The 19,472-nt window shown below is 71.3% G+C and carries 18 protein-coding genes; 7 read left to right on the top strand and 11 right to left on the bottom strand.

The window, feature by feature from the left end:
• Positions 1-15: 15 nt before the first annotated feature.
• The 6 genes from ACU6RU_RS11085 to ACU6RU_RS11110 form a co-directional block, all read right to left on the bottom strand.
• On the bottom strand, positions 16-1,101 hold the full coding sequence (locus ACU6RU_RS11085) for a glycosyltransferase (RefSeq protein WP_289330047.1): 1,086 nt from the start codon (positions 1,099-1,101) through the stop codon (positions 16-18).
• Between the two features lie 3 nt (positions 1,102-1,104).
• Entirely contained in the window at positions 1,105-2,547 is a 1,443-nt protein-coding gene (locus tag ACU6RU_RS11090) for an LCP family protein (RefSeq protein ID WP_289330048.1), read from the bottom strand.
• Positions 2,544-3,011: a 5-(carboxyamino)imidazole ribonucleotide mutase gene (purE, locus tag ACU6RU_RS11095; RefSeq protein WP_120265158.1), complete on the bottom strand. Its 468-nt coding sequence runs from the start codon at positions 3,009-3,011 to the stop codon at positions 2,544-2,546. Before purE ends, ACU6RU_RS11090 begins: the two co-directional genes overlap by 4 nt.
• Positions 3,012-3,122: 111 nt before the next feature.
• Entirely contained in the window at positions 3,123-4,250 is a 1,128-nt protein-coding gene (locus ACU6RU_RS11100) for a 5-(carboxyamino)imidazole ribonucleotide synthase (protein ID WP_289330049.1), read from the bottom strand.
• 78 nt (positions 4,251-4,328) lie between these two features.
• Entirely contained in the window at positions 4,329-4,883 is a 555-nt protein-coding gene (locus ACU6RU_RS11105; protein ID WP_289330050.1) for a PH domain-containing protein, read from the bottom strand.
• Between the two features lie 62 nt (positions 4,884-4,945).
• Positions 4,946-5,734 carry a biotin--[acetyl-CoA-carboxylase] ligase gene (locus tag ACU6RU_RS11110; RefSeq protein ID WP_289330051.1) on the bottom strand — a complete coding sequence of 263 codons (789 nt, stop codon included), beginning with the start codon at positions 5,732-5,734 and terminating at the stop codon, positions 4,946-4,948.
• Between the two features lie 129 nt (positions 5,735-5,863).
• Between ACU6RU_RS11110 and ACU6RU_RS11115 the strand changes: the two genes are divergently transcribed.
• Entirely contained in the window at positions 5,864-7,453 is a 1,590-nt protein-coding gene (locus ACU6RU_RS11115; protein ID WP_183045392.1) for an acyl-CoA carboxylase subunit beta, read from the top strand.
• On the top strand, positions 7,450-7,701 hold the full coding sequence (locus ACU6RU_RS11120) for an acyl-CoA carboxylase subunit epsilon (protein WP_120264677.1): 252 nt from the start codon (positions 7,450-7,452) through the stop codon (positions 7,699-7,701). The genes ACU6RU_RS11115 and ACU6RU_RS11120 overlap by 4 nt, the downstream gene beginning before the upstream one ends.
• Positions 7,702-7,920: 219 nt before the next feature.
• Here ACU6RU_RS11120 and ACU6RU_RS11125 read toward each other — a convergent pair whose 3' ends face one another.
• The 4 genes from ACU6RU_RS11125 to ACU6RU_RS11140 are packed head-to-tail and all read right to left on the bottom strand — an operon-like array spanning position 7,921 to position 12,183.
• Positions 7,921-8,997 carry a hypothetical protein gene (locus tag ACU6RU_RS11125; RefSeq protein ID WP_289330052.1) on the bottom strand — a complete coding sequence of 359 codons (1,077 nt, stop codon included), beginning with the start codon at positions 8,995-8,997 and terminating at the stop codon, positions 7,921-7,923.
• On the bottom strand, positions 8,994-10,232 hold the full coding sequence (locus tag ACU6RU_RS11130; protein WP_259455368.1) for an ATP-binding protein: 1,239 nt from the start codon (positions 10,230-10,232) through the stop codon (positions 8,994-8,996). The genes ACU6RU_RS11125 and ACU6RU_RS11130 overlap by 4 nt, the downstream gene beginning before the upstream one ends.
• Positions 10,222-10,878 (bottom strand): response regulator transcription factor, encoded by a 657-nt coding sequence (locus ACU6RU_RS11135; RefSeq protein WP_289330053.1) that lies wholly within the window; start codon positions 10,876-10,878, stop codon positions 10,222-10,224. The genes ACU6RU_RS11130 and ACU6RU_RS11135 overlap by 11 nt, the downstream gene beginning before the upstream one ends.
• Positions 10,879-10,887: 9 nt before the next feature.
• Positions 10,888-12,183 carry a class I SAM-dependent RNA methyltransferase gene (locus tag ACU6RU_RS11140; protein ID WP_289330054.1) on the bottom strand — a complete coding sequence of 432 codons (1,296 nt, stop codon included), beginning with the start codon at positions 12,181-12,183 and terminating at the stop codon, positions 10,888-10,890.
• A gap of 44 nt (positions 12,184-12,227) precedes the next feature.
• On the opposite strand from ACU6RU_RS11140, the gene ACU6RU_RS11145 reads away from it, so the two are divergent.
• The 3 genes from ACU6RU_RS11145 (at position 12,228) to ACU6RU_RS11155 (ending at position 15,212) form a co-directional block, all read left to right on the top strand.
• Positions 12,228-12,884 (top strand): Maf family protein, encoded by a 657-nt coding sequence (locus ACU6RU_RS11145; protein WP_289330055.1) that lies wholly within the window; start codon positions 12,228-12,230, stop codon positions 12,882-12,884.
• Positions 12,885-12,982: 98 nt separating this feature from the next.
• The gene (locus ACU6RU_RS11150) at positions 12,983-14,749 is read left to right on the top strand and encodes an acetyl/propionyl/methylcrotonyl-CoA carboxylase subunit alpha (RefSeq protein ID WP_120264673.1); all 1,767 of its coding nucleotides are present in this window, start codon (positions 12,983-12,985) and stop codon (positions 14,747-14,749) included.
• A 13-nt stretch (positions 14,750-14,762) separates the two neighbouring features.
• Entirely contained in the window at positions 14,763-15,212 is a 450-nt protein-coding gene (locus tag ACU6RU_RS11155; RefSeq protein WP_289330056.1) for a hypothetical protein, read from the top strand.
• A 114-nt stretch (positions 15,213-15,326) separates the two neighbouring features.
• Here the strand turns inward: ACU6RU_RS11155 and ACU6RU_RS11160 are convergent, their stop codons facing one another.
• A complete protein-coding gene (locus tag ACU6RU_RS11160) occupies positions 15,327-16,790 on the bottom strand; it encodes an NAD(P)H-quinone dehydrogenase (RefSeq protein ID WP_120264671.1) in 1,464 nt (487 codons plus the stop codon).
• A 68-nt stretch (positions 16,791-16,858) separates the two neighbouring features.
• Here ACU6RU_RS11160 and ACU6RU_RS11165 point away from each other — a divergent pair, with 68 nt between their 5' ends.
• Together ACU6RU_RS11165 and ACU6RU_RS11170 are read left to right on the top strand one after the other, a co-directional pair.
• On the top strand, positions 16,859-17,692 hold the full coding sequence (locus ACU6RU_RS11165) for a purine-nucleoside phosphorylase (protein ID WP_120264670.1): 834 nt from the start codon (positions 16,859-16,861) through the stop codon (positions 17,690-17,692).
• A 26-nt stretch (positions 17,693-17,718) separates the two neighbouring features.
• Positions 17,719-19,419 carry a phospho-sugar mutase gene (locus tag ACU6RU_RS11170; protein ID WP_446726639.1) on the top strand — a complete coding sequence of 567 codons (1,701 nt, stop codon included), beginning with the start codon at positions 17,719-17,721 and terminating at the stop codon, positions 19,417-19,419.
• Positions 19,420-19,472 lie beyond the last annotated feature (53 nt).

Raw genomic sequence — 19,472 nt, forward strand, 5'->3', positions numbered from 1 at the left:
AGATCTACCGACAGCTCACAGCTCGGCGTGGAGCGCCCACACGCGCTCTGCGTGATCGCGCCACGAGAACGCTCGGCCGCGGTCGCCGGCGCGCACAGCCCACCGGTGCAGCTCGTCCGGCGACGACAACACCTCTCCCGCAGCATCCCGCAGCTCGTCGAACGGCGCGACGCGCGCGCCGTCGAGCAGCACCTCGTGATGCACGGGTGAGTCGCACGCGACGACGGGAACGCCCAGCACCATCGCCTCGACCGCGCGCCAGGGGAACCCCGACCCGTCGGAGAGCGCGATCAGCAGCACGGCCGCGTCGAGGACGGCAGCTCGGTCGGCGGCATCGAGCCGGCCGGGAACGATGACGCGGTCGCGGTCGATCCCGGCCCCGGCGATCGCGCTCGCCACTTCGGCCGGCTCGTCGAACACGACGACGCTGGAGGTCTGCTCCCCCGCGATCGAGGCCAGCACGGCGCGCAGCTGCTCCTCGGTGCCGCCGGCGACGACGGCCACACGATCGGGCACGCCCAGCTCGCGCCGCCGCCCGACCGCGTCGGTCGGGACGCGGAAGTCCCCGGGCGCGGCGCCGGGGATGACCCGGATCCGGCCACTGAGCTTGGGCGCGATCTCGGCGAGACGGTGCGCGGTGGCGTGCGCGGGGACCACGACGGCATCCGCATGCTTCTCAGCGCGCTTGAGCAGCGCTCGATGGGCGAGCAGCGTCGCCCGGGGGAACAGTGCGGGCGTGTCCCAGACGGCGAGGTCCCAGACGGTGACCACGGTCTGCTCGTTGTCGTGCGCTCGATCGTGCTTGACGAGCGGGGCCAGCAACGTGGGGGCGTGTAAGAGACCGCCCGCGACGCCTCCCGAGATGCCCATCGGCCACGAGGCCAGCAGGCCCGTTCGAGGGAACGGCGCCCGGATGGTCTGGGCGACACCGCTGAGCGCGGAGGCGGCATCCACGGCATCCGACGGGACGACGGCGGCTACCTCGCATCGCGCCGGCGCGGTCTCGATGAGCGCGCGCGCCACCTCGAGGGATGCCTCGGCGGAGTCGGCGTCGACGACGTCGGTCAGTTGGTCGAGGACGACACGGAGGACGGTGGCCATCGCTCAGCCCTCCGGCGCCGGGGTCGGGGTCTGCGGGTGGAGCGCATCCTGCACCATCTGCCGGACGAGAGCCCAATCGGGGTCGGCCTCCTCGATGCCGTTCTCGGGAGTCAGCTCGATCGTGGTGACCGGCTGCTCCTTGGCCTTCATCGCGATGTCGGCGAGGAACGGCAGGAGGTCGGCGGGGATGTCGGTCTGCACGAGTACCTGCCCGGCGTCGGCGATCTCGGTGAACCGATCGAGCACGTTCTGCGGCGTCATCTGGGCGAGGATCGCCTGCTGCAGCTCGCGCTGGCGGCGCATCCGGTCGAAGTCGCTCGTCGTGTAGCGCGAGCGGGCGTACCACTGGGCGGTGTCGCCGTCCATGTGCTGCTGTCCGGCCTCGATCCACCCCTCGGCCCAGTCCTCGGCGCTCTGGCCCTCGTAGCGCGGGCCGCCGCCCTTGGGCAGGCGCTCGACGACGTTGATGTCGACACCGCCGAGGGCATCGACGAGGTCGGCGAAGCCCTTCATGTCGATGAAGACGTAGTACGGGATGGTGATGCCCAGGATTCCCTCGACGGCGTCCTTGGTCGCCTCGACGCCCGGCGACGACCCGTCGCCTCGGGCGTCGGGGTACATCGCGTCGCCATCGCGACAGATCTCGACCTCGGTCTGCAGCTGGTTGATGCCGCTGCTCCACCCGCAGTTCGGATCGACACGGCCCTCGTGGACGTCGGGGTATAGGTCGTGCATCGGTCCCGGCGCGAACGGGAAATGCCCCATGTCGCGCGGCACACCGGTGATCGTCGTCGCCCCCGTCTCGGCGTTGACCGAGACGACGGAGATCGAGTCGAACCGCATCGAGTCGCGCCCCTCACCGCTGTCGGCGCCGAGCAGGAGGACGTTGTAGTACCCGTCCGACGGCGGAACGCTGGGTCCGCTCGCCCCGAAGACGGTGCTGAGGGTCTCGCGCACCGAGTTGACCCGGTCGAAGGTCCAGGCTGCCGCGGACGTCGATGCGACGGCGAGGAGGATCGCGAGGAGCGGCACGCCGATGCGGGCGACCGTGCCGGCGCGGACGAGCTTCACCAGGCGCAGCGTGTCGATGGTGAGCACGATCCACAGCACCGCATAGAACGCGATGACCGCCTGGACGATCAGGAGGACGAACCAGTTGGTCGCCAGCGACAGCAGGAGGGGGCGCCAGAGCAGCCCGGTCAGCACGGTCAGCAGTGCGAGGACCCACATGGTGATCGTGGCCGCGAGACCGAAACGCCCGAGGCGCCGGTTGCCCGCGAGTACCTGGGCCGACCCGGGCAGCACGAAGTTGAGCACGACGAGCCACCAGCCGCGTCGTCCCATCACCTCGGGCGACGACGTATCGGGATGCCGGAGGGGACGCTCCTCGATCAGGCTCGAGGAACGCGGCCGGGCGGAGCTTCGCGGCGGTGCGCCGACGCTCACAGGGATTCCTTCAGGCGGCGGTTCTTCTCTTCGACCTGCTGCTCGAGCCCGCGCGCGTACTCCTCGAGCCGGTCGGCGAGCGCCGGATCAGCGGCCCCGATGATGCGCGCGGCGAGGAGGCCGGCGTTCTTCGCTCCGTTGATCGAGACGGTGGCGACGGGGATGCCGCCGGGCATCTGCACGATGCTCAACAGGGAGTCGAGCCCGTCGAGGGTTGCGAGCTGGACGGGAACCCCCACGACAGGGAGGGGCGTCAGCGATGCGAGCATGCCCGGGAGGTGCGCTGCTCCTCCGGCTCCCGCGATGATGACGCGCAGCCCGCGCCCGCGTGCCTCACGGCCGTAACGCAGCAGCTTGTCGGGCGTGCGGTGGGCCGAGACGACCTCGACCTCGTGCGCGATGCCCAGGTCGGTCAGTGCCTGCGATGCGTCGCTCATGACGCGCCAATCGGAGTCCGAACCCATGACGACTCCGACCAGCGGAGCGTCCGACGAATGCAGCGGCGAGGATGTCACCGACCCAGGTTAGGCGGGCCACCTGAGGAATCCCCGGAGCGGCGCGGTACCCGGTGATGCTCAGTCGTCGAAGTGCGCGGCCACCACGCGGGCGTCGCCCACGACGGCGTCGAGGTCGTCGCCCGAGAGGTTCACGTGACCGACCTTGCGTCCCGGCCGCGGCGCCTTGCCGTACGTGTGCACCTTCGCGCCCGGGTGGGCCTCGAGAGCGGCGGGGATGCGCGCGGCGAGCGAGTCGGAGACGGGGCCGCCCAGGATGTTGATCATGACCGACCACGGCGCGCGCGGCGACGTGTCGCCGAGCGGAAGGTCGAGCACTGCGCGCAGGTGCTGCTCGAACTGTCCGGTCACGGCGCCGTCCTGGCTCCAGTGACCGCTGTTGTGCGGCCGCATCGCGAGCTCGTTGACGAGCAGACGGTCGTCTGCCGTCTCGAAGAGCTCGACGGCGAGCATGCCCGTCACACCCAGCCCCTCCGCGATCGAGACGCCGATGCTCTCGGCGACCTCGACCAGGCGCCGGCCCGCCCGCGGCGCCGGAGCGATGACCTCGGCGCACACGCCGTCGCGCTGCACGGTCTCCACCACGGGGTACGAACGCCACGCCCCCGAGGGCCGGCGTGCGACCTGCTGAGCGAGCTCGCGCGTGAACTCCACGAGCTCTTCGACGAGGAGCTGTCCGCCGGGTTCGAGCGCGTCGAGCCAGTCGGCCGCCTCCTCGGCGGCGCGCACGACGCGCACGCCTTTGCCGTCGTAACCGCCGCGCGGGGTCTTCACGACAGCACGCCCGCCGTTGTCGTCGAGGAACGCCTGCAGACCGGCGGCATCCGAGATCGCGGCCCACTCGGGCTGCGGCATGTCGAGCTCGGCGAGGCGAGCGCGCATACGCAGCTTGTCCTGCGCGTAGAAGAGCGCGTCGGGGCCGGGGTGCACGGCCACGCCCTCGTCGACGAGGGCACGCAGAACGTCCTGCGGCACGTGCTCGTGGTCGAAGGTGATGACGTCGACGTCGCGGGCGAATGACCGGACCGTCTCGAGGTCGCGATAGTCACCCGTCGACGTCGCCGCGATGGCGGCGGACATCCCGGGCTCCTCGGCCAGCACCCGCACGTCGATTCCCAGCTCGACGGCCGGCGCGATCATCATGCGGGCCAGCTGTCCTCCGCCGACGATTCCTACTCGCAACGACATGGCGCCTCCTCCGGTTTCGGATCCATCATCGCGCACAGCGGGCCACGCGACCGCACGTGCGATCGGACTCGGACGGGCTCAGGATTCGGAACCGATGACCGGCATGCTGTGCGAGTCGCGATGCGCGAGGATCTGGCTGACCTCGACCTGGTCCGCGAGCACCTCGTGGACGAGCGCGACAGCCGGGATGCTGCGCAGCCGCATCGAGGGGTCGACGCCGTTCGAGAGCGTCAGGGTTCCCGTGCCGTTCAGTCGCTGCAGCGGGCCGCGCGACTCATCGATGCCGTAGCCGCGGATGTGGCTGAGCTCGGACCGGCGACGCACGATGAGTCCCGAGGTCTCGATGACCCGGCGCGTCGTGATCGTGTACGAATGCGCGAGCCAGCGCAGGAACGGCAGCACGACGAGCAGCACGACCACCAGCCCCGCGGCCGACCAGAGCATGACATCCGTGAACGGCGCGGGGAGGTTGTCGGTGAAGTACCCCGTGACACCCGCGACGACGATGAGCAGAAGCGCAGGCCACAACAGCGGCCCGGCGTGCGGGCGCAGCCGGGCGACGCGCAGCTCGGGCGCGGCGGCACCGAGCGCGGGCGCGACGGGTCGGCCGAACGAGGCTGCGGGCTGTGTCACAGCACCATCATGACCCGCCGGTACGACAACGCGACGACGGCACGCCCGGATGCCGCGAGGCCTCAGCCGACTCCGCGGACGTGAACGACGTCACCGGCGCCGACGACGCTTTCGACCGACCCTGTCCGCACGACCAGACGCCCATCCTCGTCGAGGCGCTCCGCCGTTCCCGTCAACGTCTCGCCGCCGGGCAGCGAGACGACGACGTCCTCGCCGATCGTGACGCACGCCGCCGCGACGCGCTCGCGCAGCGCGTCGTCTGCGCCCGACACCGCGAGGTGGGCGATGTGGTCGCGCAGACCGGAGAGGAAGTCCGCCAGCAGCCGATCCTCGTCGGCCGAGGCACCCAGCGCGGTGAACGACGTCGCGGTCGCGACCGGCAGATCGACCTCGGCCATGGTCGTGTTGACTCCGGCACCGAGGATCACGTCCCCCGCCTCACCCGGGAGGACTTCGGCGAGGATGCCGCTGATCTTCCGGCCGTCGACCAGCACGTCGTTCGGCCATTTGACGCCCACGCGCCGACCGTGCAGCTGGGCGGCGACCGCGTCGCTCATCGCGAGACCGGCGACGAGCGGGATCCAGCCGCGCAAGCGGACCGGCACGGCCCCGACGCGCAGCAGCACCGAGATCGCGAGGGCGGTGCCGGCCGGAGCGGTCCAGCTGCGATCGAGCCGGCCCCTCCCGGCGCGCTGGTCGGTCGTCACGACGACGGAGAGATGCGGGTGGGCATCGGGATCGGCCTCGACGTCGCGACGGAAGTGGGCGTTGGTCGAATCGGTGTGCTCCACGACGTGCAGGCGGGGCGATACCGCGGCCGCACGGGGATAGCCGTTCTCGGGGATCGTCATGGCGTCACCCTACGATGCCGGATCGGCGCGAGGCGAGGGGTTGCGTCCGAGGGTTTCCACAGGTGATCACCGCCGTCGTTGTGGGCGTGCTCCAACGGCTGCGGGGCAGCGCTGGATAGGGTGGAACGCGTGACCGACCAGCCCGACCTGTCCACGACCGCCGGCAAGATCGCCGACCTCCGCGCGCGCTACCAGTCGGCCGTCGTCGACGCCGAGAACACGGCACGCGAGAAGCAGCACAAGAAGGGCAAGCTCACCGCGCGCGAGCGTATCGAGATGCTCGTCGATCCGGGGTCGTTCGTCGAGCTCGACGAGTACGTGCGGCATCGCACCACCGCGTTCGGCATGGACCGCTCCCGCCCGTACGGCGATTCCGTCGTCTCCGGGGTGGGCACGATCCACGGACGCACGGTCGCGGTCTACTCGCAGGACTTCACCACGTTCGGCGGCTCGCTCGGCGAGTCGGCAGGCGAGAAGATCATCAAGGTCATGGAGCTCGCCCTCCGCGGCGGGATGCCGATCATCGGCATCCTCGACTCCGGCGGCGCCCGCATCCAGGAGGGCGTCGTGGCGCTCGGCAAGTACGGCGAGATCTTCCGCCTGAACACCGCCGCATCCGGCGTCATCCCGCAGATCTCGCTCATCATGGGCCCGGCCGCCGGCGGCGCGGTGTACTCCCCCGCCCTCACCGACTTCGTGATCATGGTCGACAAGACGAGCCAGATGTTCGTCACCGGCCCCGATGTCATCAAGACGGTGACGGGCGAGGACGTCGGCATGGAGGAGCTCGGTGGCGCCCACACCCACAACACGCGTTCGGGTGTCGCGCACTACCTCGCCGAGGACGAGGACGACGCGATCGACTACGCGCGCTCGCTCCTGAGCTTCCTGCCCGACAACAACATGTCGGACGCCCCGGTCTACGAGACCGGTTTCGAGTGGGAGACCACCGACGACGACCGCACCCTGAACACCGTCATCCCCGACTCCCCGAACCAGCCCTACGACATCCACCAGGTGATCGCCGGCATCGTCGACGAGGGCGACTTCCTCGAGGTGCAGCCGCTGTTCGCGCCGAACATCGTCGTCGGCTTCGGCCGGGTGGAAGGCCGCACCGTCGGCATCATCGCCAACCAGCCCTCGCAGATGGCGGGCACGCTGAACATCGACGCCGGCGAGAAGGCGAGCCGGTTCGTGCGCTTCTGCGACGCCTTCTCGGTGCCGATCGTCACTCTCGTCGACGTCCCGGGCTACCTCCCCGGCACCGACCAGGAGTGGACCGGCGTCATCCGCCGCGGCGCCAAGCTGCTCTATGCCTACGCCGAGGCGACGGTCCCCCTCGTCACGGTGATCTTGCGCAAGGCCTACGGCGGCGCGTACATCGTGATGGGGTCGAAGCAGCTGGGCGCCGACGTCAACGTGGCCTGGCCCACGGCGGAGATCGCCGTGATGGGCGGGCAGGGTGCGGTGAACATCCTCTACCGCGGTGAGATCAAGCGCGCCGAAGAGGCGGGCGAGGATGTCGCCGCCGTCCGATCGCGCCTGGCATCCGAGTACACCTACAACGTGGCTTCCCCGTTCCTCGCAGCCGAACGCGGCGAGCTCGACGGCATCATCGAGCCCGCGCAGACCCGCGTGTACATCGCCAAGTCGCTGCGCGCGCTGCGCGGCAAGCGGGCCGAGCTGCCCGCGAAGAAGCACGGGAACATCCCGCTGTGACCGGGCCGGATGACGCTCGTGACGAGGCGGCGCGCGAGGAGCGGCCCCTCCGCATCGACGTGCGCCGCGGCAACCCGACGCCCGAAGAGCTCGCCGCGCTCATCGCCGTCGTGAGCGAGTCGTACGCCCAGGAGGCGGCCGAGGCCGTCGCCCCGGAGCCGACGCCCGAATCGGCGTGGCGTCGCTCGGCGCGCGCGCTGCGGACCCCGCTGCGCCGCGGTTTCGGCTGGGGCAGGTTCACCGGCTGACGGCTCGCTCGGGGCGGTTCGCTCCCGAGCGATTTTGTCCCCCGAAATACCTACAGACAGATCTGGCACATTGCCACAGACTGGATCTGCTGGAACGCTACTGCGTTCGGTCACCTGAGCCTCGTGCCGGTGACTGCTGCGAGTCGGTTTTCGGGTAACCACTCGCATGGCGAGGGGCGGGCGGCTTCGCCGCCCCTCGCCCCCAGCACCCCGTCGGCATCAGAGGCGCGGGCGAGGCCGCGCGATCTCGCGCCAGAGGTCGACCGTCTCGTCGGAACCGTCGTCGTGACGTGATCGGCCGACCACCGTGACCGCCGTATCGGGATGCGTCGACGTGCGGATGTAGAGGCGCTCCGACCGCACGCCGTCGAGCACGTCGGCGAGCTCGGCTCGAATGGCGGCGAGTTCGCGTTCATCGAGCCCATCGAGCCCGCCCTCGTCGAGGAAGGTGACGTGAGAGCCCGAGCGTCGGACGTCCTCGAGGACGCGTCTCACCGCATCGTCCAGCAGGCGGGGCCCGCGCAGCTCATCACGCAAACGTCCCTCGGCGAGCCGGGCTTGGAGCCGTTCGTCATCGTCGAGGTCGCCATCGGCTTTGATGGTCCGCGAGAGCACCGGGCCCGCGACGGCGAGCGCTCGCTGGACGCGAACGCGTCTCTCCCGCCGGCGCCCTTCCTGCGTCGCGAGCCACTCGGACGCCTCGCGTTGAAGGGCCGTCAGTTGCGCGGTCTCGACGGCGGCTCGGTCGATCAGCAGCACGATGATCTGCGCACCGCCCACCCAGAGGGCGGAACCGACGGCGCCGAGCGACAGAGTCGGCTCGGGACCGATCCAGATGACCGACTGCAGGAACAGCATCGCGATCCCCGACCAGGCCACGATCGACCGCCGCCGGACGACGAGGATCGCCATCAGCGCCCCGAGACCGCCGAGGCTCCAGGTTGCGAAGGGCTGCAGCCGCCCGGCCTCGCCTGCGGCCCACCACGTGGCGGACGGGATCACGATCGTCACGGCGAAGGCGAGCAGCGCGATCCACAGGGGCAGCGGCGCCGGGCGGCTCATCCCCGCCGTCACCGCGCTCAACGCCGGGACGTCGGCGGCGGGCCGCGACGGAACGCCCATCGGCCGCGCGGGCCAGAAGATGCACAGCCCGGTGACGGCGAGGTACACCACGAGGTTGAGGACCAGCACGACCGGCACGTCGACGGGGCGGGTCCAGAACATGCCGCCCACCGCGAGATACGCGGTGAACGCGACGCCGAGCGCTGAGAGCACCCAACGGACCGAACGGTTCATGGGCGCTCCCGCCAGCTGATCGACACGGTCGTTCCGGTCGCGCCGGATTCGACCGTGGCCACTCCTGCCACCGCGGCGACGCGCGCGATGATCGACGCGCGGATGCCGAGGCGGTCTTCGGCGACGCGAGACGCCTCGAAACCGGGACCGTCATCGCTCACTGCGATGCCCAGCCCGGTGGCGTCGGCTCGGAACGAGACGCGCAGGTTCGCCGCAGCGGCGTGTTCGACCGAGTTGGTGACGGCCTGCGCGGCCGCGAGCTGCAGCGCACGCGCGACGCGACCCGGAACCGCCACGGCGTCGGGGCCGATGTCGTGGGTGACGGCGGTCGCCGGATGCAGCCTCCGCACGCTCGCTTCGAGCTCGGCACCGAGAGCGGGGGCCGACACCGGCGCGTCCGGGCCCTCCCCCGCCTCCTGGTCGACGTTCGCAAGACGGGTGAGGGCGTCACGAGCCATCGATACCGCGAGGGTGCGCTCCCGGTCGGTCTCGGCCCGTTCGGCCGCGATGAGGGCCGCCAGCACACTGTCGTGCATGAGCGCTGCCACAGCGACCCGCTCCTTCTCCACCGCGTCGGCGGCCGCCGCCTGCGCGAAGGAGCGCACGGCCCCCTCCCGCCCGCTGTCGATGCTGGCGGCGAGAGAGCGGAGGATCCATCCCACGACGATCAGGACACTGGCGAGGATGATGGCGAACGCGGAGTCCAGCGCCACATCGAGCACGGTGGCGGGCGTGAGTGGCAGCAAGGTCAGCCGCATGGTGCCGTAGAGCAGCGGCAGCAGGAACGCCCAGACGATCTGTCCCGCGAGCGGCATGCAGAACACGGCCGCGACGGTGCCGACGTTGATGAGGAACCACAGCCAGGGTTGCTCGTCGACCGTCGTGCCGGTTCCGGCTGCGAGCGGCCAGAGGAGCGTCGCGATCGGGAAGACGCCCGCGAAGATCCCCGCGAAGACGCGGACACCCCGGGAGGTGAGGAGGGAGATGCACATCATCAGGAGCGAGCCGAGGACGACGACCAGCAGAATCGTGTTCCAGGTCGGGTTTCCCGCCGGCGCGCTGAGCGCGCCCACGAGCGCCTGGATGCCGATGACCGAGCTTCCCGCGCCGACGACGATTCCCAGGATGCGGTCGATGCGCGACTGGGTGAACCGCTGCGTCTGAGCCAGAGCTTCACGGAACTCCGCGGGCCGGCGGGGACGGGGGACTCCGGTGTCAGGGGGGTCAGCGGACATCGGAGGCTTCGGCGACGAGACCGTCTTCCATCGCACGGCGGAGGAGGTCGACCTTGGTGGGTGCGGGGCGGCCGACCTCGACGTATTTCACCCGCACGCGGGTGATGTTCTCCTTCGCGGTGGAATAGGCGATCCCCAGGCGTTCGGCCACGGCCTTCAGCGGAAGGCCCGCCGCATAGAGCCGCAGCACGTCGCGCTCGCGCGCGGAGAGCTGAGCGTCGGCGAACGCCCGGTCGCCGTCGACGGCGCTGGCCCACTCGACGTTGTCGAGGTGCTCGCCGCGCGCCACCGTCCGGATCGCCGCGACGACGTCATCGGCGCGCGCTGATTTGCTGATGACGCCGAGCGCTCCGGCGGCGAGCGCCTCGCGCACGGCGGCCGGCCGGTCGGCGACGCTGTGGATGATGACCTGCGATCCGTCCCACACGAGCTGCGCGACGTTCTCGGAGACGGTGGCGCCGTCGCCGAGCATGAGGTCGAGGACGACGACATCCGCCGGTGCCTCGCCGGTCTCTTTGCGCCAGCGCAAGTACTCGGCGACGGTGCTGCCCGTGAAGACGACGTCGCCGACGGACGCGCGGGAACAGGCGGCAGCGAGCCCGAGTCGGACCGACTCGTGATCGTCGATGAGTGCCACCCGTGTCATGCGCTCAGCCTAGGACAGCGGACCCTCGTCGGTGAGTACCGCGACCGCCTCGACGTGGTGCGAGTTGGGGAACAGATCGAGCCCCTGCAGCGACACGGGCGCATAGCCCCCGGCGCGGAGCATGCCGAGGTCGCGCGCGAGGGCGACGGGATCGCACGCGACGTAGACGAGGGTCGCGGGGCGCAACCGCAGCAGCGAGTCGACGACCTCGCGGCCGGCCCCCGCCCGCGGCGGATCGAGGAGCGTGACCCCGGCGCGCATCCGAGCACGCTCGGCGCTCGAGGCCGCCTGCTCCGTCTGGGCGAGCCAGCGGTCGACGCGACCGGTCTCCGCGCGCGCGCCGACCCACTCGGCGAGGTTCTCACCGGCATGGTCGGTGGCACGCGGATCGGACTCGACGCTCGTGATCCGGGTGGCGGGGCCGCCGAGCTCCGCGACGGCGGCCGCGAGCAGCCCCACGCCGCCGTACAGATCGAGGTGCCACGCCTCGGGATCCACCGCGTCGCGTCCTGCCGCGCGCAGCCCCTCGTGCACGGCGTTCCGCAGAGCAGCCGGCGCGAGACGGTGGACCTGCCAGAAGCCCCCCGCGTCGACCCGGAACTCGCGGTCGCCGACCCGCTCGATCACCGTCTCGCGCAGAGCCGGGTCCACGACCGGGCGGGGGCCGCCCCGACCACGACGGCGGGGGGTCTCGGGCCGCGGCAGCGCGCGCACCCGCCCATCGGAGGGCTGCACCAGGTCGAGACGACCGGGAGCCGCCGAGCGGCCGCGCGACACCGCGTCAGCGATCGCGGGCGTCGCCAGGGGCAGCTCGTCGACCTCGACGACGCGATGCGATCGGGCCGCGAAAGGACCGATGCGCCCCTCGTCGTCGACGTGGAGGCTGACGCGCGTGCGCCATCCGGTGCCGTCGGCGGTCTCGTCGGCACCCGCGGCGGCCACCACGACGTCGCTGTCGACACCGCCGAAGCGCTGCAGGGCGTCGCGCAGGACCCGCTGCTTGAGCTCGCGCTGGTGCGTGAGCTCGATGTGGCCGAAGTCCGCCCCGCCGGGCCGGTTCTCCGGTGCGGTGCCGATGTCGGCCGGCGCCCAGACATGGGACCTCCGGTGCGGCGACGCCTCGAGCACCTCGAGAGCTTCGGCCCGCCAGAACGAGGACTTCGCGGTGTCGGTCAGCCGTGCCCGCACCCTTTCTCCGGGGATCGCGTCGGGGACGAACACGACGCGCCCCTCGTGACGGGCGACGAAGACGCCGCCATGGGCGACGTCGGTGACGTCGAGATCGAGAAGGTCGCCGGACTGCATCCCACGATGCTCGCACACACGCGCCCACGGGTAGCGTGAACGGCATGCGCGTGTGCCTCGCCTCGACCTCCCCCGCCCGACTCATGCTGCTGCGACAGGCCGGCATCGAACCGTCGACACGTGCGCCCGAGGTCGACGAGGAGGCTGTCGTCGCCGCGCTCGAATCAGCGGAGGGCCGGGTTCTGCCGCCCGAGGAGCACGTTCTGCTGCTCGCGCGGCGCAAGGCCGCCGACGTCGTCGCGGCTCTCCTGCGCGACGAGCCCGAGTTCGACGGCATCGTCATCGGCGGTGACTCGATGTTCGCCTTCGACGGCGAGGTGCTCGGCAAGCCCCTGCTCCCGACGGTCGCGACCGAGCGGTGGGAGCGGATGCGCGGGGGCACCGGCATCCTCCACTCCGGTCACTCCGTGTTCCGGGTTCGTCCGGGCGCCGCTCCGCGTGAGGCTCACGCGGTCGCCGAGGCCGCGGTGACCTTCGCCGACGACATCTCCGCGGACGAGATCGCGGCTTACGTCGCCACCGGCGAGCCGTTGCAGGTCGCGGGCGCCTTCACCGTCGACAGTCTCGGCGGCGCCTTCATCACGCGGGTCGAGGGCGATCCCTCGACCGTGGTGGGGATGTCGCTGTCGACGCTGCGCCGCCTCGTCGGCGAGCTCGATGTGGCCTGGCCAGACCTGTGGACCACGCCCCGCGCGTCGTGACCGAGACGCCACGTTGGTAGGCATCCGCCCACGTTCAGTCGATCACTTTGTGCGAGTGATCCAAAAGAGGAGCGCCTGGGCTCGCTAGGCTGGCATTCATGCCTGAGATCGCCAAGGTCCTGATCGCGAACCGCGGCGAGATCGCCGTCCGAATCGTGCGCGCCGCCCGAGACAGTGGGAAGGCGTCGGTCGCCGTCTACGCCGACCAGGATCGCGATGCGCTCCACGCTCGCCTCGCCGACGAGGCGTACGCCCTCGAGGGATCCACGAGTGCCGAGACCTACCTCTCCATCGAGAAGATCCTCTCCGTCGCCCGCCGCTCCGGTGCCGACGCCGTGCACCCCGGCTACGGCTTCCTCGCCGAGAACGCCGAGTTCGCGCGTGCCGTCATCGGCGCCGGCCTCACCTGGATCGGCCCGACACCCGAAGCCATCGAGGCTCTCGGCGACAAGGTGACCGCGCGCCACGTGGCCGAGAAGGTGGGCGCTCCCCTCGCCCCGGGCACTCCGGGGCCGGTGGGCGGCGCCGACGAGGTCATCGCCTTCGCGAACGAGTACGGTCTGCCGATCGCCATCAAAGCCGCCTACGGCGGCGGCGGGCGGGGGCTCAAGGTCGCGCGCGAGCTCGACGAGGTCGCCGAGCTCTTCGAGTCGGCCACCCGCGAGGCCATCGCGTCGTTCGGTCGCGGCGAGTGCTTCGTCGAGAAGTACCTCGACAAGCCGCGCCACGTCGAGACCCAGTGCCTCGCCGACGCGGCCGGCAACGTCGTCGTCGTCTCCACGCGCGACTGCTCGCTGCAGCGACGCCACCAGAAGCTCGTCGAAGAGGCACCCGCCCCCTTCCTCACCGCCGAGCAGAACGACATCCTCTACTCCGCCTCGAAGGCCATCCTGCGCGAGGTCGGCTACGTCGGCGCGGGAACCTGCGAGTTCCTCATCGGCGCCGACGGCACGATCTCGTTCCTCGAGGTCAACACCCGACTGCAGGTCGAGCACCCGGTGTCCGAAGAGGTCACCGGCATCGACCTCGTCCGCGAGCAGTTCCGCATCGCCGAAGGCGGCACGCTCGACTACGACGACCCGGCCCCCGTCGGGCACTCCATCGAGTTCCGCATCAACGGCGAGGACCCCGGGCGCAACTTCCTGCCCCAGCCCGGCCGCATCCACGTCTTCAAGACGTTCGGCGGCCCCGGCATCCGTCTCGACTCCGGCGTGACCGCGGGCGACTCGGTCTCGGGCGCGTTCGACTCGATGCTCGGCAAGATCATCGTCACCGGGCGCACCCGCGAGGAAGCCCTCGAGCGCTCGCGACGCGCGCTCGACGAGTTCGAGGTCGCCGGCATGCCGACGGTCCTGCCGTTCCACCGCCGCGTCGTGCGCGAGCCCGCCTTCACGGCGGAGGACGGCACGTTCGGCGTCTTCACCCGCTGGATCGAGACCGAGTTCGTCAACGACATCCCTGCATGGGACGGCGAGTCGGAGGCTCCCGCGCAGCCGAGCGGCCGCCACACCGTGGTCGTCGAGGTCTCGGGCAAGCGGCTCGAGGTCAGCCTTCCCGACCGTGTCGCCACACCGCCGGTCGCCGTGGGGCGCCCCGCTCAGGTGCCCCCGTCGCGCCGCTCCCACGCCGCGAGTGCGAGCGCCGCGGCATCCGGAGACGCCGTGAAGTCGCCCATGCAGGCGACCGTCGTCAAGGTCGCGGTCGAGGCCGGTCAGCAGGTCGTCAAGGGCGACCTCGTGGTCGTGCTCGAGGCGATGAAGATGGAGCAGCCCATTCAGGCGCACAAGGACGGCGTCGTCGGCGCCATCGATGCGACCCCGGGCACCACGGTCGGCGCGGGCCACCCCCTGCTCACCATCTCGTGACGGGAGCGGGGCCATGCCGCATCGTTCACGTGTCATCACCGTCTGCTCGTTGGGGCTCGTGCTCGGGTTGAGCGCCTGCGCTCCCACCACCGTGGATCTCGCGGCGGCGGATGCGTGGCTCGCCTCGGTGGCCGCTGAACGCGCGGATGCGGACCTCGGGGTCGGCATCGCGAGCGGGAACACGAGCCCCGTCGGAGACAGGACCGATGCCGCCGCCGGCGTCACCCTGACGCTCGGCGACCCCAGCCCGGTGGCCGCGGTCGAGGTGCGCTGCTTCGGCGGGCACACCGCGACCGTCTTCGTCGAAGCAGCCACCGCGACCGGCTCGCGTGCCCTGCAGTCCGATATCGCCTGCGACGAGCAGCCGCACCGGCTCGACCTCGCCGATGCCGGCCGGACGACCGCGGTCACCGTCGACGTCGCCGCAGACCCCGAGACCCGGTTCTACGCCGAGGTCGACTGACCTACCCGCGTCCTGCGCCGCGCGAACGTCGGAGAATGTCGCGAACAGCGGAACCGTTCGCTCGTACCGCTCCGACCTTCGCGCGATTCTCCGACGTTGGTACGTCGGCGCCGCTCAGGACAGCGGATCCTCGTCGCGCTGGACGAGGTGCATCGCGCGAGCGGCATCGGTGATGCTGCCCGTCAGCGAGGGGTACACCGCGAAGACGCGCGAGACCTGGTCGACGGTGAGACGGCGCTCGACGGCGATCGCGATCGGATAGATGAGCTCGGATGCACGGGGGGCCACGATGACGCCGCCGATGACGGTGCCCGAGCCCTCACGCGCGATGATCTTCACGAAGCCGTCCTTGACGCCCATCATCTTCGCGCGCGGGTTCGCGGCGAGCGGGAGCTTGTGGACGTAGCCGTTGACGAGGCCCGACTCGACGTCCTTCTGCTGCTGACCCACCGTCGCGATCTCGGGAGCGGTGAAGATGTTCGCGGTGATGCGGCGACGATCGAGCGGGATGACGGTGTCGCCGAGCGCGTGGAAGACGGCCTGGCGCCCCTGCATCGCGGCCACCGAGGCGAGCGGCACGAAGGTGGTGCAGTCGCCGGCGGCGTAGATGTTCGGCACGGAGGTGCGCGCGACGCGGTTGACCTGGATGTGACCGGAGTCGGTGAGCTGGACGCCCGCCTCCTCGAGCCCGATGCCAGCGGTGTTGGGGATCGAGCCGACCGCCATGAGGCAGTGGCTCCCCTCGACCGTGCGACCGTCCGAGAGCGTCGCGACGACGCCGTTCTCGGTGCGCTCCACTCGTTCGGCACGGGACTTCGACAGCACCGTCATCCCGCCGCGCTTGAAGACCTTCTCGATGACGGCGGCCGCGTCGACGTCTTCGCCCGGGAGCACCTGGTCGCGGCTGGAGATCAGCGTGACCTTCGCGCCGAGGTTCATGTACGCCGACGCGAACTCCGCGCCGGTGACGCCGGAGCCCACGACGATGAGGTGCTCGGGCAGGGACTTCATGTCGTAGAGCTGCGTCCACGTCAGGATGCGTTCGCCGTCGGGCTTCGCGCTCGGCAGCTCGCGCGGCGAGGCGCCCACCGAGACGACCAGGGTGTCGGCTTCGACGCGGTCGAAGTCCGTGCCCCCGGGGCCGGTCGCCGCGATGAGGGCGTGCGTGCCGTCGAGGCGGCCGTGACCGGAGATGATGCGCACGCCGGCCTCAACGAGCTGCGCGCGCATGTCGTCGGACTGCTGGCGAGCGAGGGAAAGCAGTCGGCGGTTGACCGCCGCGAGGTTGATCGCGACCTCCGGCTTGAGCGGCGTGCCGGAATCGGACCGCGCGAACAGCTGCACCCCCAGATCGGATGCCCCGCTGATGGCGACGGCCGCATCAGCCGTGGCGATGAGCGACTTCGAGGGGACGACGTCGGTGATGACCGCGGAGCCGCCCACGCCGGCGCGTTCGACCAGCGTCACCTCCGCGCCCTGCTGGGCGGCGGCGAGGGCCGCCTCGTATCCGCCGGGGCCGCCACCGAGGACGGCGACGCTTTGGGTGCGCTCGAAGCTGAGAGGCGACATGGTCTCCATTCTTCCTCAGCCGCGGAGGCCATCGCGCACGCCTGCGTCGGAGCGGTCGCGCGTCTTAGAGTGGGGGGATGCTTGACTCCTCCGTGCACCCGCTCGACGATCCCGCGGTCGACCCGCTCGATGTGGCCCGCGAGGCCGCGGCCGACATCGCCCGTATCAGCGGCGTCGAGCGCCACGACATCGCGCTCACCCTCGGCAGCGGGTGGGGTCGTGCGGCCGAGCTGATCGGTGAGACCACGGCGACCATTCCCGCCACCGACGTCACCGGATTCAGCAAGCCCGCGCTCGAGGGGCACGTCGGCACGCTTCGCAGCATCCTGACCCCGGAGGGCAAACGCATCCTCGTCATCGGCGCGCGCACCCACTACTACGAAGGTCACGGCGTCCGCCGGGTCGTTCACAGCGTGCGCACGGCCGCGGCCACGGGCGCGAAGATCATGGTGCTGACCAACGGCGCCGGCGGCATCAAGCCGACGTGGCGCCCCGGCCAGCCCGTGCTGATCAGCGACCACCTGAACCTCACCGCCGACTCGCCGCTCGAGGGCGCGACCTTCGTCGACCTGACCGACCTGTATTCCTCGCGGCTGCGCGACATCGCCCGCTCGATCGACCCGACGCTCGACGAGGGCGTGTACACGCAGTTCCGTGGCCCGCACTACGAGACGCCGGCCGAGGTCCGGATGGCTCGCACGCTCGGCGGCGACATCGTGGGCATGTCGACGGCGCTCGAGGCCATCGCCGCGCGCGAGGCCGGCATGGAGATCCTCGGGTTCTCCCTCATCACCAACCTCGCCGCCGGCATCCAGGAGAGCCCCCTCAGCCACGCCGAGGTGATCGAGGCCGGACGCGAGGCCGAGCCGGTGATCTCGGCGCTCCTCGCCCGTGTGATCGAGGCGCTGTGACCGCCGCGGACGAGCCCGTCATGGGCATGGGCGTCGAGACGACGACCCCGGTGGTGCCATGGGACGCCGCGCGAGCCTGGCTCGCTCAGGATCCCGACCCCGAGACCCGGGACGAGCTGGCTGCGGTCATCGCGGCGGCTGAGGCGGGGGATGCCGTCGCCGCAGCCGACCTCGTCGACCGCTTCGGCACCCGCCTGGCCTTCGGCACCGCGGGACTCCGCGGCCGGCTCGGCGCCGGAAGCAATCGCATGAACCGCGTTCTCGTGACGCAGGCCGCCGCGGGCCTGGCGGCGTACATCCTCGAGAAGGCGGGCTCGGACGCCCCTCCCGTCGTCGTCATCGGTTACGACGGACGCCGGGGCTCAGCACGGTTCGCACAGGACTCCGCCGAGATCTTCGCGGGCGCCGGCCTGCGGGCCATCCTGCTCCCCCGTCTGCTCCCGACGCCGGTTCTGGCGTTCGCGGTGCGGCACCTCGGCGCTGACGCGGGCGTCATGGTCACCGCGAGCCACAACCCGCCTGACGACAACGGGTACAAGGTCTACCTTGGCGGCGCCGACGACGGCTCGCAGATCGTGCCGCCCGCCGACGCTGAGATCGCCGCGCACATCCAGCGGGTGGCCGACGCGGGCGACATCTCGGTCCTCCCCCGCTCCGAGCGGTACGAGACCGCCGACGACGCGGTCGTCGAGGCTTACGTCGCGGCGACGGCGACGGTCGCCCCGGCTCCTGCCGGCGCGAACGGGATGCGCTGGGTTTACACCGCCATGCACGGCGTGGGGACCGAGACGATGCTGCGCATCCTCGACGCCGCCGGCTACCCCCACCCCGTTCAGGTCGCCGAGCAAGCGGAGCCGGACGGCCGGTTCCCCACCGTCGCCTTCCCCAATCCCGAGGAGCCGGGCGCGATGGACCTGGCGCTCGAGACAGCGCGCGCGAACGACGCCGAGGTCATCCTGGCCAACGACCCCGACGCCGATCGTCTCGCCGTCGCGATTCCGGATGCCGCGGCGGAGGGCGGCTGGCGGCGGCTGACGGGCAATCAGATCGGTCTGCTGCTCGGCTGGCGCGCGGCGCGTCGCGCCGCGGAGGGTGGCACGACGCCAGGGTCATCGCTCGCCTGCTCGCTCGTCTCCTCCCCCGCGCTCCAGGTCGTCGCCGAGCGCTACGGCCTCGACTTCCACGCCACCCTGACCGGGTTCAAGTGGATCTCACGCGCCCCCGGGCTCGTCTTCGGATTCGAGGAGGCGCTCGGCTACCTCGTCAATCCGGAGACGGTGAAGGACAAGGACGGCATCTCCGCCGCCATCGCGATCCTCGGCCTCGCCGCCGAGGCGCGAGAGCAGGGCCGTGCGCTGGGCGACCTGCTCGCCGAGTTCGACGCCGAGTTCGGCAGCTTCGCCAGCGGACAGGTGTCGGTGCGCGTCGACGACCTCGCGGTCATCGGGCGCATCACCGCCGCCCTCCGCGCGGCGCCGCCCACGCGGATCGGCGATGCCGCAGTCGTGTCGTTCGAGGATCTCGCCGCTCCGGTGACGGGGCCGCCGCTCGGCGACATCCTCCGACTGTGGCTCGAGGGCGACGCCCGCATCCTCGTACGCCCGAGCGGCACCGAGCCCAAGCTCAAGCTGTACCTCGACGTCCGCGGAGACTCGCCCGCCGACGCGGCATCCCGGCTCGCCGCTCTCGAGGCCGGCGTCCGCGAGCTGCTCGCGACCATCGGCTGACGCACGCGTTCCGGCACGCACGGCCCACGCGTCGCGCATTCCGCGCCGCTAGG

This window comes from Microbacterium sp. F1-18 (assembly GCF_052921305.1).

What these genes read in the sequence shown, in the direction of transcription:
- ACU6RU_RS11140 (WP_289330054.1), bottom strand. Translation starts at nt 12,183, where the DNA reads ATGCAGTCCGGCGACCTTCTCGATCTCGACGTCACCGACGTCGCCCAT.
- ACU6RU_RS11145 (WP_289330055.1), top strand. Translation starts at nt 12,228, where the DNA reads ATGCGCGTGTGCCTCGCCTCGACCTCCCCCGCCCGACTCATGCTGCTG.
- ACU6RU_RS11110 (WP_289330051.1), bottom strand. Translation starts at nt 5,734, where the DNA reads ATGACGATCCCCGAGAACGGCTATCCCCGTGCGGCCGCGGTATCGCCC.
- ACU6RU_RS11150 (WP_120264673.1), top strand. Translation starts at nt 12,983, where the DNA reads ATGCCTGAGATCGCCAAGGTCCTGATCGCGAACCGCGGCGAGATCGCC.
- ACU6RU_RS11170 (WP_446726639.1), top strand. Translation starts at nt 17,719, where the DNA reads ATGGGCGTCGAGACGACGACCCCGGTGGTGCCATGGGACGCCGCGCGA.
- ACU6RU_RS11130 (WP_259455368.1), bottom strand. Translation starts at nt 10,232, where the DNA reads ATGTCCGCTGACCCCCCTGACACCGGAGTCCCCCGTCCCCGCCGGCCC.
- ACU6RU_RS11160 (WP_120264671.1), bottom strand. Translation starts at nt 16,790, where the DNA reads ATGGAGACCATGTCGCCTCTCAGCTTCGAGCGCACCCAAAGCGTCGCC.
- ACU6RU_RS11100 (WP_289330049.1), bottom strand. Translation starts at nt 4,250, where the DNA reads ATGTCGTTGCGAGTAGGAATCGTCGGCGGAGGACAGCTGGCCCGCATG.
- ACU6RU_RS11125 (WP_289330052.1), bottom strand. Translation starts at nt 8,997, where the DNA reads ATGAACCGTTCGGTCCGTTGGGTGCTCTCAGCGCTCGGCGTCGCGTTC.
- purE (WP_120265158.1), bottom strand. Translation starts at nt 3,011, where the DNA reads ATGGGTTCGGACTCCGATTGGCGCGTCATGAGCGACGCATCGCAGGCA.
- ACU6RU_RS11085 (WP_289330047.1), bottom strand. Translation starts at nt 1,101, where the DNA reads ATGGCCACCGTCCTCCGTGTCGTCCTCGACCAACTGACCGACGTCGTC.
- ACU6RU_RS11165 (WP_120264670.1), top strand. Translation starts at nt 16,859, where the DNA reads ATGCTTGACTCCTCCGTGCACCCGCTCGACGATCCCGCGGTCGACCCG.
- ACU6RU_RS11135 (WP_289330053.1), bottom strand. Translation starts at nt 10,878, where the DNA reads ATGACACGGGTGGCACTCATCGACGATCACGAGTCGGTCCGACTCGGG.
- ACU6RU_RS11155 (WP_289330056.1), top strand. Translation starts at nt 14,763, where the DNA reads ATGCCGCATCGTTCACGTGTCATCACCGTCTGCTCGTTGGGGCTCGTG.